This is a genomic window from Dorea sp. ICN-14282, assembly GCF_037890115.1.
Taxonomy (GTDB): domain Bacteria; phylum Bacillota; class Clostridia; order Lachnospirales; family Lachnospiraceae; genus Dorea_B; species Dorea_B phocaeensis.
This window is the reverse complement of the sequence record NZ_JBBKBH010000002.1, coordinates 433,463-449,191: the sequence shown is the minus strand read 5'-3', so window position 1 is coordinate 449,191 and position 15,729 is coordinate 433,463. Positions and strand designations below refer to the sequence as shown.

The window sequence follows — 15,729 nt, the reverse complement described above, 5'->3', positions numbered from 1 at the left end:
CTATAATGTCAAGGAATCTTATGCATCTACCCACATCTGTAAATTCCCATCAAGATACAGTCTCGCATATTCTAGTGGTTCATCAATGGCAAGTGTGTTTAATGCACAATCTGATCCGGGTGTGGTTCTCAAATTCTTTTCTGCTTCCCAGCAGTCATTGCGAAGCATATAGTCTGCACTGGTATAAACATCAATGCTGTTTCGTCCGGGATTATATTCTGCAAATATTGTTCTCATCGTATCTTATCTCCTTATCGTTCAATCAATTATTTGCTACAAAAATCAGAAGCATTTCAATCAGTTCACCATGTCATTTTTATTTTGTGTTATACTGTTTTATATAATTTTTTTGCCCTTGTATTTTCCCTTATCAGAGTTCGTAAACACTGGTGGAACGATATAACACAAGGGAAACAATAAGGGAAAGCTCACCTGCGGTAAATCGAGTGTTTTCAATGGTTTGCGGAGAATTTAATAACAAAATATAACAGTTATTAAATTTCTTAAAACAGGTGAAATCTCAATTCAAATTTGTCGTTTTTTCAGTATATTATAATTTTTATCTTTCTGGCAGATAAAAGGCTTTTGTTTCTACAGAGTTGTCTTTAAAATCCATTTCTATATAATAATCCCGGATGAAAATTGATCGGTAATAATCTTGTAAGGAATAGATATCAAGAGTTTTAAAATCGACCAAACATAGCGGGATTGGTTCTTTCTTTTCATTTTTATATTTCCAATATTCTAAGGAAGCAGCAACTTTATCAAGGCAACTTTGGCAGAGATGATCCGTTAGATTTCTTTTGTTCAATTTATAGTTTTCCGGTAACGTGATATCTATCTCAGCCATTCCTCTGGAAACATCTCCATGAGAGGAATAGGTGATTTCGCCTGTGTTTCCAAAAAGTATATTTGAACCGGTTTTATTTGGTATTTCATTTCCGTTTTCATCATATGCTTTTAGTTGGAAATCTAAGACGTACCAGTCATTGAGGGAAATCAGTCCAACCGTATCAAATTTTCGATAATAGTCCATCATACTATAATCAGAACTTCCACATAAATAGCATGTAGAGAGATCTTTCAGGCTTGATTGCAGATCGTCAAAGGTTATTTCTATCCGTTCTTTTGGGGCGTCTGCTTTCAGAGAATGTGTTAGAAAAATACCGTGATATTGATGGATAGCATAACCGATAATAGGGAACAGCGGCTTTTGCGCAATATTAAATAAAAAAGCCGATAACACATAGGTTTTTTGACCTAATGCGTTATCGGCTCTGCGTCTATGCGTCTGGCACTTTTAATCATTTTTTTTGAATTTATTATATGTGTTAGCTAACTGTCCACAAGCCGCGTTAATCTCTCTGCCATGAGAAACTCTCATAGTAACTTCAAGTCCTGCTTGCTCTAATTGATGTTTGAATGCAACTATTTCCCGTTTCTGTGGTGCTTTAATTCTTGAATTGCTTGTTGGGTTGTATTGTAACACGTTAATCATAACTTTTTTGCCCCGAAACCATTTTGCAAGTTGTCTTACATCTGAGGGCCGGTCATTTATACCCGGTAAAAGCAAATACGCAAAGACAATTTTGCGATTATGCCTTTCAGAATAGGATAAGGCTTGCTTAACAACATCTTCAATAGCATATATGCGCATGTGAGGAATAATACGATTTCTTGCAGATTGTGTTGCTGCGTGTAAAGATATTGTCAACTGAATTTTAAGATGTTCCTCGCGCAATTTTTTTAATTGATCGACCGGACCAACTGTTGATATGGTAATGCCGTCGGTTGGAAAGTTGAGCCCATATCTATCTCGGAGAATATGGATTGCTTTTATCAAGTTGTCATAATTGAATAAAGGCTCTCCCATACCCATAAAAACGATACGGTTTACTTTTCGACGCAACAATATAATCTGTTGTACGATTTCTGACGATGTTAGATTACGAACAAAGCCATTTCGCCCGGACTCACAAAAAATACAACCAACAGGACAACCGACTTGTGTGCTCACGCAAACAGTTCCACCATCTCGCCGCTTGATAAAAACCGTTTCAATGTATTTGTTGTCTTTCAGTTCGTAAACATACTTTTCAGTATCACTGCTTTTGCAAATATTTTTTACCAACATTGATAGATTTTTTTTGCGTGGTAATTGCTTATATAATTCTTCATATAAGGCTTTTGCTTCATTCTCGCCAATAACTTCCGACATTTCTTTGTAAGTAAATCCGTATGGATCATTCCGTACTTCCGCAGGCGTATATTTAGGTAAACGTTTCATTTTTATATCCTTTCTTCTAAATAATAAAAGTTTGTTTTTCTGTATTTTTGATTACAATCTCTAATTTTTCTACATCAATGATATGCGTCAATTTGCATTTAGGGCAGAAAAGAGGAAAATCTTTTAATACAGTATTATGAAATACTTGAACTCTCGTCTTTCCGTTACAAATCGGACATTTTATCCAATATTTTTTAAGCATTATATTTCACTCGTCCTTTTTACACAAAAAAATGCAGGTCAATCCTCAACATGAGCATTGACCTGCATTTATAATGCACAGAGCAGTACAACAAAACTAAGGCATAGCTTGCACTATGTCTATACTATATCTATACGTCGTTAGTTTTTTGTATAGCATCCGCAAAATAAGCATGACAAAAAAGCCCATGTTGAAAATGGGAAAATCCTTTTTTTCAATGCTTATCTAATACGCATGCTATGCAACATAAACGCCGCCTCCTTTTACATAAATTTTATTTTATCAGAAAATCAGTCTACTGTCAATACACAACAGGAAGTATTTAACCTAATGATATGAATTGTGTGGACATATCCAAAAAGAAAGGTGAACTGTAAAATGTAACAGGGTGAATGAAAATGGCAAAAAGACCCGTACCATTGTACGACTTTAAGGCTTTCGGGGCAGCTATAAAAGCCGCGAGAAATGAATACGGCGAGAGCCGCAAAAAGGTAAGCGACGAGTTATATATTTCCCCGCGCTACCTTGCGAATATCGAGAACAAGGGACAACAGCCGAGTTTACAGGTATTCTATGACCTTGTAACCCGGTATCATATTTCGGTAGATCAATTTTTCTTCCCGAACAGCAATGCGGAGAAATCCACCGGGCGGCGGCAGCTTGACGCGCTGCTGGACGGTATGAGCGATAAAGGCATACGGATTGTAACCGCAACGGCAAGGGAGATAACAGAAGTCGAACAAGCAGAGGACTAACCTCACAATATGGGAAGCAGGAGATTGCAGCGCATAGGGGCTGCAATCTTTTTTTGCGCCAAATTAGAAAGAGAGTGCAACAAACGCTGCCTTTGAAACGGGATAAGGAGTAGATAGCAAGCACAGCAAACGAGTACCCGTTTGCGAAAAGTGCTTGTTGGGATAATCCCAAACCCTTATACCGAAAGGCGGTGCGGAAATGGAAAACCGAAAGAGAAATATACAGATGAAGTTTTACGTTACGGAAGAAGAAAAGCGGCTGATCGACGAGAAGATGAAGCAGCTTCCCATAAAGCAGTATGAGGTGGCTGCTGGAAACAGCAAGCTTATGAAAAAAATAGGTGTAGAGTATCATGATTGTCATAGAGTTGGAACAATCATTCACATGGCAATTAACGGAAAATATGCGGGACATATTGTAATTTCTGATATATTAAAACCTCATTCAAAAGAAGTGATTGCGGAATTGAAAAAAGCTGGGGTAGAAAAAACAGTAATGCTTACAGGAGACGCAAAACGCGTGGCAGACCAAGTGGCACAATCACTTGGAATTGATGAAGTATATAGCGAATTACTTCCAGCAGATAAAGTGTCAAAAGTAGAAGAACTACTTTCCACAAAAGCAGAGAAAGATAAACTAGCCTTTGTCGGAGATGGAATTAATGATGCACCTGTATTGACTCGTGCTGATATTGGAATTGCAATGGGTGCAATGGGTTCTGATGCAGCAATTGAAGCTGCAGATGTAGTCCTTATGGATGATGATCCACTAAAAATTTCTAAAGCAATCAAGATTTCGAGAAAATGTCTTAGAATTGTATATCAGAATATCATTTTTGCATTGGTTATCAAATTTGCATGTCTTGGACTAGGTGCAATAGGTATTGCGAATATGTGGTTTGCTATTTTCGCAGATGTTGGTGTCATGATTATTGCAATATTAAATGCTATTAGAGCATTAAGAGTGCATAATTTATAATTTAGATGAAAATGCAAAAACTTATTATAGAAGATTGCTTGCAATTGGTGGAATTTTTCAAAACGCTGGGAGATTCTACAAGACTAAGGATAGTGCTTGAATTAAAGACAAAAAGATGTGTTGGAGAATTAGCGGAAGAATTAGAGATGTCTCAGTCGGCAGTCTCCCACCAATTAAATATATTAAAAGCTAATGGTATAGTAAAAAGTCAAAGACAAGGAAAATACATTTATTATATAGTGCAAGATGAATATGTACAAAATGCTATTGAAAGATGCAAAATGATGTTTGATAAGGAGTATTGTTTGTAATATTTAAGATTAAACAAGATGGATATAAGAAATGAATAGAAAGACGGAGTGATCCAGACATGGCGGTGGGAAAATCTCTTAGATTTTTTCACCGTTTTTAGTGGCTGACTTACTTTGGTAGTTAAGCGAGCTTGCGAGAGAACATCAAGTGTTTTTTCATAGTAAAATAGAGCGGCGTATACCCCCTGATAGATAATATCGAAAAAACTCTAAAAAGGGATCATTACGACGCTCTATGTTTGAAAGCCTCAGCAACAAAATCAAATCTGCTAAAAGAATAGATTATGGTTACAGGAATGATGAGCACTTTTTTTCCTGATTATTATTCTGAAACAAGTCTTTTAATTGCAGTCTTATAGATTTCTTTAGCAAGGATCAAATCAGACAAATAGATATATTCATTTGCCTGATGTTCTGTCAATTCTCTACCTGGTAGCATAGGGCCGAAGGCAACAATTCCATTCATTGCTCTTGCATAGGTTCCGCCACCGATGACCGTTGGTTCGCTCATGTCTCCGGTTTCATCGCGATAAGCGGAAAGAAGAGTTTGGATAACAGCACCGTTCTTGTCCATATAAACATGAGGTTTATTTGTAATAACCTCTACCTTAACATCACTGAAACCATTTTCTGAAAGATGACTATTAATGGCATTTACAATGTCTTCGAGATTGAAGGTTACAGGATAACGTAAGTCAATGTATAGAACAATATCATCGCCAACAGTTTCAATCTTACCAATGTTGTAGCTTGCTGGACCACTTGCTTCATCTGAGACCTGTCCGCCAAGACTTTCGCCGTTATATTCTAGCTTAATAAATTCGTGGAAGAACTCAACAAGTTTGCAATCTGTAACAACTCCACTCAGTTCATTCATCAACTTTGAAATGGCGTTTTCTCCGTCCTCAGGAGTACTTCCATGGGCCGCCTTACCTGTTACAGAGAGAGTCTTTGTTTCTCCATGAACAGAGTATGACGCAGTGCAGCTGTCTGGAACCATATTTATGGCTGTTCCGCCAGAAACATTGTTGAAGCAAGTATCGGACTTCTTAAAAGCAATTTTTAAGTGTGCAATTCCTTTTTCTCCGTAGATTGCAGGAAAATCAGCATCAGGGGTAAAACCAAAGTCAACGGCTTCTTCGTTCTTTTTATAGTATTCCATGTCTTCCCACGCACCGGTCTCCTCTGCCTGACCGAAAATGATGCGGACTCTCTTATTAAATGTAACACCTTCGTCAAGAAGTTCTTTAATGGCATGGATTACTGCTATTGCAGGTCCTTTATCATCTGTCACACCACGACCGTAAACCTTTCCATCCTTGATTTCAAGAGAAAAAGGATCCGTGTCCCAGCCATCACCAGCAGGTACCACATCTAGGTGAACCAGAATGCCCATTAGAGTTTCTCCGCTTCCTACTTCAGCATATCCAATCATATTCTCGCAATTTTTAGTCTCAAACCCGTAGCTCTTGCATATTTCTAGAGCTTTATTTAGGGCCATGTGTACACCTTCTCCAAAAGGATAAGCGCTGGACAAGTCTTTTTCGCACACACTGTTGATATTAATTATAGAACGTAAATCATCAATCATCTTTTCCATTTTTATCACTCCCTTACTTCTTCGCGATAGTTCCTCGCAATAATTTCTAAAACAAAAGCCGATCATATATTATTATACAACCGGCCCTTGTACATCTTCAATTATTTTTCAAATGGTTTGTATTCAACATCAAATCCAAAGTGCTTAGGTCCGAAGCATTCCAAACCTTCTGGAGTAGTCCAGATTTCAGGGGATGGAAGTGCAATTACTGTCATCTTATCACCAACTTCAAAATTAGGTGTAGTCATTGGATTTCCTTCTCCGTTAATCATGCAGATTAGGTCTGGAGCAATTACATCAACTTCGCCATTGCGGTATGAGATGATGTTTTCGTTCTTTAACCAGATGCGATATGCTTCGTCCGTATAATCTCCTTCGCCCTTTAGATGAATTTCACCAAAGTTGAAGCCATCTCTTGTTTCACAAGTGTAATCTGAAATGTGTCCTCTGAATAATACTTTACCTTCTTTATCATCACAGATAGCAGAAGCAACATCTCCGCCAGCTTCCTTTGTTTCTCTAAGAACTCTACCGATTTCCTGAGCGTAAGTAATTGCACCAGGAATTAGAGAATTCTTGATAACCTTACCAACGTTTGCGTGATCAGCTACACCTACAAGGTTGTCACTTACAACAGCAATAGCTCTAACGATATCTTCAGCTCTTAGGTCATCCGCTACATTCTGAATTACAATTTTTTCACCAAATTTTGTAGCTACGCCCATAGGGAAAATAGGAACGTTCTTTACATAGTATGTAGAATGCTGCAGTTCAGGAACTGAACGTCCGGCTGGGTCAGCGTCAATAAGAGGTAAATCCATTAACAGTGCAACGTGAAGAGCCTCAGCTGTATTTTCTCCACCTAATTCAGTTGAGCCAATTGCATACATTTTCTTACCTAAAGATTCCTCTAGAGCCTGTACAGCTAAAACTGCGGAAGCTGTTTCGCTATGCTTCAGATGAGCTAATCTAGGATCAGGTTTAGCTGATGGAGCACCGCAACCATAAGGAGTAACAACATACTCGTCATCTGGAAGTTCATCTAAAGTGATTAATTTTAGAGTTTTTCCCTTTTCGAAATGTTCTTCTAAAAGAGCCAAACCGTCAGCAAGTGGACCGCCACCACCGGTACCAAGCACTGCACATCCGTACAATAGATCAATCATGTCCTGTTTGTTTAATTCTCTCATTTTTCTGTCTCCTCTTTTTTGTGATAATTTATGCTATATTTTCGGCGTTATCTCTTGATGCAGATGGAATAAAGCGCTCTGCAATAAGATAGATAACAAAACCTATAATGATACCAACGAATTCAATTTTAACTAGTGTATAAGAAATAATTGCACCTAATGCCCAAGCAATTACACCAGCCCAGTTTACACCGTCCTGTGGTCTAAAGTTCTTAGCTTTACCTTTTCCTACAACCCAGTAGTCAGCAAGAATTACTCCGCCAACAGGACAAACAACGTATGATAGTAAGCTTAACACTCCCTCAATGTGTCCCAAGATACCCAGGTCGCATAATACAATACCAACAATTCCTGAAATTAAAGTAGCTTCTCTTCTTCGGTTATCTTTAAGCTTAAGTGCCATAACAATGTTAAGACCTGCGCTGTAAGCATTTGTTGAGTTAGTTGTCCATGTTGAAATAACAAGTGCAATGATGCCCAGGAGTGGAAGTCCTACTTCAATTAGAACCATACTGATATCATACTGTCCTGATAGCTTTGTAAGAACGATTCCCATAATCAGAGTTATTACACCCATTGGGAATACACCGTAGAATACAGATTTAACAGTGTCTTTTCTGCTTTTCTGGAATCTAGTATAGTCAGGACCAGTGATTGTACCTACAGCAGTGAAGTTAAATGATAGTGCTACACCTGACATGAAGCTCATAGATTGTACGGTTCCTTCATCGTTAAGGTTTCCTGTTCCGTAAACCTTAAATGCTAGGAATGTTCCGTAGCACATAATGATCATTAGTAATGGAATAGAAATCTTGTCTAGTTTTTCTAGCGCATGCACTCCATATACTGCAGTCAGAAGCATTATGATTCCCCAAATTGTGTTTGAAACTACAACTGGAATATCCCATCCGGTCATAGCTAGCATTGCGTTACTGAAGGCTTCTCCACATACTCCATTCTGGATTCCAAACCAGCCAATCATGTTAACAGCAAAGACTGTACTTACGATAAATCTAGCTCCGCTTTTTCCAAAGCCGGCCTGACAGCATGTGCAGGATGCTAGTCCAAGGTCACAGCCTATCATTCCCGTTGCAACCATACCTACTACTACAATTAAGTAGCCTAGTGACCCTGAAATAATTGCTGGCCATATAGGCATTGCTTCCGCTAATAACGCTCCCAATAGGAATGCAGGAACGCATACACATATGCCGGCCTGAACGAAGGCTAACGAAATCCAGTCTTTTCTGTCTTCAGCAGAAATTGCCTGCAGAGCTGTGACTTCTGCTTTCTTACCTTTATTTTCATTTGTACTCATAATGGGTACCTCCTTTTGAATCTTCTCTATGATAGCACACATTATTATAAATGATAATTATGCAGATGACAGAATTATTTATCAATCATATTGTGCTTTTGCACAAAAGCCTTGTTTATGACTGTGAGTTTTGATATCATAAAGGAAAAAATTATACTAGGAGGAGCCATGAGTGTTACTGTTCAAGATTGTTTAAGACTACCCTCTTTTCATTCTGCGAGAGTGATTGCAGGCAAGAATGGACTGGGTAGAATAGTATCATCAGTATCTGTAATAGAAATACCTGCAAAGTCTGTAGAGGCAATTAGTGTATTCAATCCCAATGAGTTGTTAGTCACGTCATTTTATTCAATTAAAGATGATCCTACTAGACAATGCGAGGAAATGAGAAACTTATATGATGCTGGAGGCGTTGCACTAGTGCTGTTTTACGTGGGCGACGTCATCCCTCAGGTGTCTGACGAGTTGTTGCAGACTGCAGACGTTATGAACATACCTTTAATTCTTATTGAAGACGAAGCAGAATATAGTGTTAGTTATAGTGATGTAATTAAAGATGTAATGGGGGCTGTTTTCTACGATCAGGCATCTACGGATTCCTTTTCAGACACTGTGGAGAATAGATTGAAGCAGATTCCTTACAATAAAAGAAGCATGGAAACCCTGCTAAATGTAATAGCTGAAACTTATAACTGTAACCTTGTGCTTTATAACAAAAACGGTTTATATTTCACATCTATATATAAGCCGTCCTTTGGACAATTTGGTCCAGAATTCTTTTTTAATGCCTTCGCTGATGGCTCAACGGACCATTTCTGTAAAAGCATAATGTTGCAGGATAAGTCATTTTATTTGTATAGAAAAGAGTTCCCCCACGCAGGAAATACCTGGCTTACATTATATGCTTCAAGCAACGAAAACAGCATTAGTGAACACAAGCTAGATGAAATTTGTGCATGCACAAATTTCTTCTCAACCTTATGGGGCTACACCCTCGATATGCAGAATTATAATACTGTTATTACTTTGATCTTGAAATCATCGCGCGTAATAGGAGAAAAATTCCTTGAAGCTAGTGGTGTGCCTTTTTCTAAGCTTTCAACTATTCTTGTAGTAGAATCGGAAAAAGACAATTTAACAGACATTCTTCGGCAGATTGAAGGCATATTGAAGGAAAGTGAAAGATTCTACGTTAAGGATATTATTGACGACAGACTTGTAATTCTAAGTTCTATAATGGTTTCCCAAAAGGATGATGGCATTATAGCTACGGAAATAGAGAAATGCATAAACGAGTATGAGGGAGCCTTGTTTTTCTTGGAGTCTAGCAAAAATCTAACTTCAATGAGGAAAATATACTCAGACTTTTGTGCAAATTCAGCAGCAATGAGCAAAATTTTCATCCACCGAAAATTTCGCGACATGTATGATGTTATATTTTCGCAGGAAATCACAAATCTAGCTATAAATAGAGGCAATCGAAACGATCAAATCAAATCCATAATAGAAGCCTTAAAGGACGACAGTAATAACCTGATGGAAACCCTTGCAGTGTACCTAATCGACTGCGACTCCCAGTTGAGCACCACTGCAGCCACCTTGTTTTTGCATAGAAATACTGTGACGTACAGGCTTAATAAGATAAAGCAGATAACAAACACCGATTTCACCCTTATGCCGGCCACCTATGATTTTTATCTAGCAGCTGCGCTGTGGCGGTTAAACGAAAATTCCTAATGTGAGAATTTCAAATCAAAGTCTATCACTCGTGATTGACAAAATATGACGAGGGTTTTATTGCAGTGGTGCGCTCGGTGAGCACACCCTTACATACAAAATTAGGAGAATCTTCCATTTTGTATGTACCATTGTATGGACAGCGCTTTTGATAGCAGCATTGCTTGCGAAATATGAATCTGGTAAGTATTTCGTCCGATATGCCACTGAACTGACAGAAATTGCAGGTGGCCAGAAGCTTGTAAGACTGTATGATCCCAGTGGTAATCTTATTGAGGTTCGCACTCCATTCAGGTGTGATTAAAGGAGAAAATATGCAGATTTTTGTTGATGCAGATGCCTGTCCGGTAGTTGGTATTGTTGAAAAAGTTGCAAAAGAGCACAATGTTCCGGTAACGTTGTTGTGTGATACCAATCATGTGTTAGCTTCTGATTATAGTAAAGTGATCGTAGTTGGAGCCGGAGCAGATGCAGTGGATTATAAATTGATCAGCATTTGTCATAAAGGAGATATTGTTGTATCACAGGATTATGGAGTGGCGGCAATGGCTCTTGGAAAGGGTGCATATGCGATTCATCAGTCCGGGAAATGGTATACGAATGAAAATATTGACCAGATGCTTATGGAGCGTCACTTGAACAAGAAAGCACGAAGGGCATCCGGAAAGAATCATTTGAAAGGGCCAAGAAAACGAACAGCAGAGGATGATGAACATTTCAGAGAGTCTTTTGAAAAAATGATACATATGGCGATGGACAAGGAAAACTAATTTGAATATACAGATTTTTGGAACAAAGAAGTGCAATGATACAAAGAAAGCAGAACGTTTCTTTAAAGAACGTGGGATTAAGTTTCAGTTTATTGATATGAAAGAAAAAGGCATGAGCAAGGGGAAATTTAATTCTGTCGCCCAGACAAATGGTGGACTGGAAAATATGATAAACTGGGAGGGCAAGAATAAGGATCTGCTTGCGCTCACTAAGTACATTGCAGAGGAAGATAAACTTGAGAAGGTACTGGAAAACCCGCAGGTGATTAAGAACACCGGTGGTCCGTAATGGAAAACAATTCACTCTTGGATATTAGCCGGATATCTGGAAGGTGTGGAAATAAGAGAACGGAGGAGATGCAGAGTATGGAAGAATGTAGATTTCATATTGGTGATATCGTTCAGCATTTCAAACGTGAAAATGTAAATCCGGAGACAGCAGAGTATTTGTATCGGATTCTGACTTTTGCTCAGCATACAGAAAATGGTGAGAAGTTGGTGATCTATCAGGCATTGTATCCACCTTATAAAACGTGTGCCAGACCATACGATATGTTTTGCAGCGAAGTGGATCGAAAGAAATATCCGGATGCAAAGCAGAAGTATAGGTTTGAGGTGGTAACGGTAGATTTTTGGCCTAGATAAATAAAGTAAACGATCCAACTGAAAGGAAATTAAATGATATTCAATTTTGACAGAGAATTTCAATCTATGATGCAGGAACACAATTTAACTATAGTGATTCTTCTAGGACATTTGAATCCAGATGGCGATGCCGCCGGATCGGTGATGGGACTTGCACATTATATAAAGGTAAACTATCCGCAGTACAAAGTGCTGCCATATCTAGCAGATACGTTGGATAAAGGCCCGAAGAAACAGGTGAGCATGGATAAGGTCTTCAATCCGTTTGAGAAGCCAGATGTAGAAGAAAAATATGGTGTTATTGTATGTGATACTGCAGTTTTAGCAAGGATGATAGGCAGGAAATATTACGAGGGTGCAGAAGCAAGTATAGTAATTGATCACCATGCCTCTAATGAAGGTTACGGAGATGTGAACTATACAAAAATCTCTGAAGCTTGTGCAGAGAATGTTTATTATATTCTGGATGAGAATAAGCTGAAGAATACGATCGATTGTGAAATAAGTCCGACTGCAGCAGATTATATTTATATGGGGATTTTGCATGACACAGGGTGCTTTAACAGAGTGCAAGTTAGTACTATGCAGGCCGCGATGAAACTGCTTGAGATGGGAGTGGATCATAGTTATGTCATGCAGACGATGTACAAAGATACATTGGAAAGTCTGCAGAAGAGATTGGAACTGTTGAAACGTGCAGAGCGTCTGCTGGATGGAGCGGTTGCATGTGTTTGCATCAATCATGCAGAGTGTGAGACAGAAGAAATCAGCTATGAAGATATCCATCCAATCAGTGGATTTCTCAGAGACTGCGAGGATATTAAGCTTGGCTTTACTATGTACGAGGAGGAAGAAAATCGTTGGAGATGTTCTTTCCGTTCTGATGGAAAGTGGATCAATGTGAATGAACTCTTGCAGGCATTTGGTGGAGGTGGACATGCTGCCGCAGCAGGTGTGCGCAAGCGAACGAATGATGTTGAAAAGTTCAAGCAGGAAATACTTGAGAGGATTATTATGATGAGAAAGTTTTCTGTGCAAGATAAATAAGAAGATCCTACTTTCCAGTTGTTATATGGTAAGCGCATAGTTTTGGGGACACCCCGAAACTATGCGCTTACGATATTCGGAACGGGAAAGTCCTGTAATATGCGCCTCATTTTTTAATAAGTCATACTCAATGTCGGAAAGTTTTAATGTTACGAATTTTTTCGTTTGAGTTTATTTTCTTTTTTGGGTGGTGCCATATTTCTCCTTTCATAATGCATGACATCTCTTATGTTATCTTCCATTTTTTAGCCGGCTGTCCCTTCCGGTTACATAAAAGTGCTGCGTCTATCTTTGATAGAAAGCCAATAGACATCTTTGATGTCGTCACGAGGGTATGGGAAAACGTAATTCCCATCAAGATGACCCAGAAGTATACCGAAGCCATAAAAATGGCGATATGGTAATATATGGGTGGATCTTGCTCTAATCTACGAACCCTCTTACATATACAAAAGATGGAGGGGAAAAATACAGGGTGTGAGAGAAAAGAATTTTAGAAAAATCAAAATAACTCAAAAACTTGACTTTTAACATTGTCAAAGTTAAAATGAAAGAAAAAGAGTTAAAAGGAGAATGAGAAATATGCTTACCAGCGTATTCGGGATTTCTATAAAATATGAAGCATGGAATCATCAGGATTCTTTGCCTGTTTACATCGCAGGAAGTTATGATTTTCAAACAGCATATATTGGAAACAGACGTTGTATAATGCTTGCTCCAATAGAAGAACTTGCCACACTTCCGGCATTGAAAAAACAAATTGCAAAAATACAGCAAATTGATAATGTGCCAGTCGTCTTTGAACTTGCGACAGTATCTAATTATCGAAGAAAAAGTCTTATAGAAAATAATATACCGTTTATTACTGATAAGCAGATCTTTCTTCCTTTCATTGGAACAATGCTTACAGATGAGAAAGAACCGCCAAAGCTGACAGGTAAGTTTGTTTACTCAACGCAGCAGTTGCTTTTGTTTTATCTGTATAGTAAGAAAAAACGCTTGTATATTTCAGAAGCCAGAAAAGTGCTTCCATTTACAGCAATGACCTTGACTAGAGCAGTAAAGCAGTTGGAAGCGACGGATTTGTTTCTTGTAGCAAAAGACGGTGTCAACAAGTTTATTGAGTCAAAATATAAGCGAGATGAATTATTTGAAAAAGCAAAAGTATATTTGACGACGCCTGTCCGCAAAGCAGGATATATAGATAAGGCGCAAGTTACAGAAAACATGGTCTTTGCAGGGGAAACGGCACTTTCTGAAAAAACAATGCTAAATCCCAGCCGAGTTTTTACCTATGCAATTAGTGAGAAAGATTATGATAAAACTTTGCTGACAGATGAACTGATAGACCCGGATAAACAGGTCAGACTTGAATTATGGGCATACAACCCGAAACAATTTTCGGAGGATAACAGTGCTGACGATATTTCCATTGTTTTATCTTTTGGAGATACAAATGATGAGAGAATTGAAGAAGCAGTAGATGAATTGCAGGAAAGAAGGTTGCAGGAGTAATGGTCAACGGATTTACAAAATTTAAGGAAAGATTTCAGGGATTTGAAAATCAATATGTCATCATCGGTGGGACAGCTTGCGATTTGATTATGGAAAACGAAGAATTACCGTTTCGGGCTACAAAAGATGTAGATATTGTACTGATTGTTGAATCCATAACAGCGGAGTTTGGCAGGCAGTTTTGGGAGTATGTCAAGGAAGCAGGATATGAGCATTTGAATAAAAGTACCGGAAATGCACAGTTTTATCGTTTCACATCTCCGAAAAGCAAAGAATATCCATACATGATAGAAATATTTTCCAGAAATCCAGATTTTATTATATTGGAAGATGATGCAGTTCTCACACCGCTTCCGATAGACGATGAAATCTCCAGCTTGTCGGCAATCCTTCTAAACGAAGCGTATTATGAATTGCTAAAAACCGGACAAATGATGGTTGATGGCATTCCGGTATTAAGTCCGACTTGCCTGATACCATTTAAGGCAAAAGCGTGGCTGGATTTAAAAGAACGCAAGCTAAATGGAGAGCAGGTTGACAGCAAAAATATAAAGAAACATAAAAACGATGTGTTCCGATTAGCACAGTTAATCACAGCCAATACAAGGCAAGTTCTCAGCCTGGAAATAGCGGAGGATATGAAAAAATTTTTATCTGAAATAGCTGATGAAACAGTAGATTTAAAATCATTAGGCATTAGAGGGACGGATAAACAAAAAATTATAGATATGTTGTACCTGTGCTACAATTTGAACGATAATACATAATTTTTCTCTAAAGCCAAAAAAATTTCACATTAGAGGCTGTATTTTCACCCTCCTTCTTTTGTATATATGAAAGATATTTTTTTTATGTACGAAGGAAGGAGGTTTTTTCATGCCTAAAGTCAGAAAAGAAATTCCAGAATTGGAAAAGCTGGTGCAGGTCGGAAGAAAGAAATTTGTCCGTTATGAGGAAGGGGCACAATTATATTCTATGGGGTTGCATACATTTCAGGAATTAGCGAAAGATGCGAAAGCAGTCTATCATGTGAAGAGAGTTGTTCTGGTCAATACAGAGATTGTGGATGAATATCTTGAAAATTTCAGAGATGAATTATAAAAAATACAATGTAATACATGAGGAGCAAAACACGTTGACTTGTTGTCGGACACAAAGTATAATAGTGTTGTAAGGAAGGAGGAAATAGTATGGCAAAGATGGGAAGACCAAAGAGTGATGATCCCATGAATTATCGTTTCACCATCCGTTTCTCCAATGCTGAGCAGAAGCAATTGGAAGCTTATGCTGAAAAGTACGATCTTACAAAAGGGCAGGTGCTTAAGAAAGGATTGGAACTATTATACCGACAGGATAAGCACAGCTAAGATGCT

General features: G+C 38.3%; 17 protein-coding genes and 3 pseudogenes. 13 read left to right on the top strand and 7 right to left on the bottom strand.

Annotated elements, in window-relative coordinates; all coding sequences use genetic code 11:
* Nucleotides 1-18: 18 nt before the first annotated feature.
* The 4 genes from WKT00_RS07600 to WKT00_RS07585 all read right to left on the bottom strand — a co-directional run bounded on the left by WKT00_RS07600 (nucleotide 19) and on the right by WKT00_RS07585 (nucleotide 2,489).
* On the bottom strand, nucleotides 19-237 hold the full coding sequence (locus WKT00_RS07600) for a DUF6061 family protein (protein WP_117500817.1): 219 nt from the start codon (nucleotides 235-237) through the stop codon (nucleotides 19-21).
* A 322-nt stretch (nucleotides 238-559) separates the two neighbouring features.
* On the bottom strand, nucleotides 560-1,246 hold the full coding sequence (locus WKT00_RS07595) for a hypothetical protein (RefSeq protein WP_318262928.1): 687 nt from the start codon (nucleotides 1,244-1,246) through the stop codon (nucleotides 560-562).
* Between the two features lie 54 nt (nucleotides 1,247-1,300).
* The gene (gene rlmN / locus WKT00_RS07590) at nucleotides 1,301-2,287 is read right to left on the bottom strand and encodes a 23S rRNA (adenine(2503)-C(2))-methyltransferase RlmN (RefSeq protein ID WP_006774449.1); all 987 of its coding nucleotides are present in this window, start codon (nucleotides 2,285-2,287) and stop codon (nucleotides 1,301-1,303) included.
* Between the two features lie 16 nt (nucleotides 2,288-2,303).
* A complete protein-coding gene (locus WKT00_RS07585; RefSeq protein WP_003431289.1) occupies nucleotides 2,304-2,489 on the bottom strand; it encodes a cysteine-rich KTR domain-containing protein in 186 nt (61 codons plus the stop codon).
* A gap of 398 nt (nucleotides 2,490-2,887) precedes the next feature.
* Between WKT00_RS07585 and WKT00_RS07580 the strand changes: the two genes are divergently transcribed.
* From WKT00_RS07580 to WKT00_RS07570, 3 genes are all read left to right on the top strand, one after another.
* Entirely contained in the window at nucleotides 2,888-3,244 is a 357-nt protein-coding gene (locus WKT00_RS07580) for a helix-turn-helix transcriptional regulator (RefSeq protein ID WP_044942672.1), read from the top strand.
* Nucleotides 3,245-3,443: 199 nt separating this feature from the next.
* Nucleotides 3,444-4,223, top strand: a complete 780-nt coding sequence (locus WKT00_RS07575) for an HAD-IC family P-type ATPase (RefSeq protein WP_340262607.1) — start codon at nucleotides 3,444-3,446, stop codon at nucleotides 4,221-4,223.
* 47 nt (nucleotides 4,224-4,270) lie between these two features.
* Nucleotides 4,271-4,534, top strand: coding sequence for an ArsR/SmtB family transcription factor (locus WKT00_RS07570; protein ID WP_242953077.1), 264 nt, complete (start codon nucleotides 4,271-4,273; stop codon nucleotides 4,532-4,534).
* A gap of 322 nt (nucleotides 4,535-4,856) precedes the next feature.
* Here the strand turns inward: WKT00_RS07570 and WKT00_RS07565 are convergent, their stop codons facing one another.
* The 3 genes from WKT00_RS07565 to WKT00_RS07555 all read right to left on the bottom strand — a co-directional run bounded on the left by WKT00_RS07565 (nucleotide 4,857) and on the right by WKT00_RS07555 (nucleotide 8,642).
* Nucleotides 4,857-6,134, bottom strand: a complete 1,278-nt coding sequence (locus WKT00_RS07565; protein ID WP_159459860.1) for a Sapep family Mn(2+)-dependent dipeptidase — start codon at nucleotides 6,132-6,134, stop codon at nucleotides 4,857-4,859.
* 101 nt (nucleotides 6,135-6,235) lie between these two features.
* Nucleotides 6,236-7,324 (bottom strand): DUF917 domain-containing protein, encoded by a 1,089-nt coding sequence (locus tag WKT00_RS07560; RefSeq protein WP_101695136.1) that lies wholly within the window; start codon nucleotides 7,322-7,324, stop codon nucleotides 6,236-6,238.
* Between the two features lie 28 nt (nucleotides 7,325-7,352).
* Nucleotides 7,353-8,642: a cytosine permease gene (locus WKT00_RS07555; RefSeq protein WP_159459859.1), complete on the bottom strand. Its 1,290-nt coding sequence runs from the start codon at nucleotides 8,640-8,642 to the stop codon at nucleotides 7,353-7,355.
* A 168-nt stretch (nucleotides 8,643-8,810) separates the two neighbouring features.
* Here WKT00_RS07555 and WKT00_RS07550 point away from each other — a divergent pair, with 168 nt between their 5' ends.
* The 10 genes and pseudogenes from WKT00_RS07550 to WKT00_RS07505 all read left to right on the top strand — a co-directional run bounded on the left by WKT00_RS07550 (nucleotide 8,811) and on the right by WKT00_RS07505 (nucleotide 15,723).
* The gene (locus tag WKT00_RS07550; protein ID WP_159459858.1) at nucleotides 8,811-10,379 is read left to right on the top strand and encodes a PucR family transcriptional regulator; all 1,569 of its coding nucleotides are present in this window, start codon (nucleotides 8,811-8,813) and stop codon (nucleotides 10,377-10,379) included.
* 169 nt (nucleotides 10,380-10,548) lie between these two features.
* Nucleotides 10,549-10,683, top strand: a pseudogene (locus tag WKT00_RS07545) (VOC family protein); the annotation flags it as partial.
* Between the two features lie 10 nt (nucleotides 10,684-10,693).
* Entirely contained in the window at nucleotides 10,694-11,149 is a 456-nt protein-coding gene (locus tag WKT00_RS07540; RefSeq protein WP_101695133.1) for a YaiI/YqxD family protein, read from the top strand.
* A 1-nt stretch (nucleotide 11,150) separates the two neighbouring features.
* Nucleotides 11,151-11,466: pseudogene (locus WKT00_RS07535) on the top strand (arsenate reductase family protein).
* A 70-nt stretch (nucleotides 11,467-11,536) separates the two neighbouring features.
* Nucleotides 11,537-11,794: pseudogene (locus tag WKT00_RS07530) on the top strand (DUF1653 domain-containing protein); the annotation flags it as partial.
* A 33-nt stretch (nucleotides 11,795-11,827) separates the two neighbouring features.
* Nucleotides 11,828-12,841, top strand: coding sequence for a DHH family phosphoesterase (locus WKT00_RS07525; RefSeq protein WP_101695131.1), 1,014 nt, complete (start codon nucleotides 11,828-11,830; stop codon nucleotides 12,839-12,841).
* 582 nt (nucleotides 12,842-13,423) lie between these two features.
* On the top strand, nucleotides 13,424-14,356 hold the full coding sequence (locus tag WKT00_RS07520) for a MarR family transcriptional regulator (RefSeq protein ID WP_101695129.1): 933 nt from the start codon (nucleotides 13,424-13,426) through the stop codon (nucleotides 14,354-14,356).
* Nucleotides 14,356-15,123 carry a hypothetical protein gene (locus WKT00_RS07515; protein WP_101695128.1) on the top strand — a complete coding sequence of 256 codons (768 nt, stop codon included), beginning with the start codon at nucleotides 14,356-14,358 and terminating at the stop codon, nucleotides 15,121-15,123. The genes WKT00_RS07520 and WKT00_RS07515 overlap by 1 nt, the downstream gene beginning before the upstream one ends.
* 109 nt (nucleotides 15,124-15,232) lie before the next feature.
* Complete coding sequence (locus WKT00_RS07510; protein ID WP_009245419.1) at nucleotides 15,233-15,457, top strand: DUF6462 family protein; 225 nt, start codon at nucleotides 15,233-15,235, stop codon at nucleotides 15,455-15,457.
* Between the two features lie 89 nt (nucleotides 15,458-15,546).
* Complete coding sequence (locus WKT00_RS07505) at nucleotides 15,547-15,723, top strand: hypothetical protein (RefSeq protein ID WP_004843915.1); 177 nt, start codon at nucleotides 15,547-15,549, stop codon at nucleotides 15,721-15,723.
* Nucleotides 15,724-15,729 lie beyond the last annotated feature (6 nt).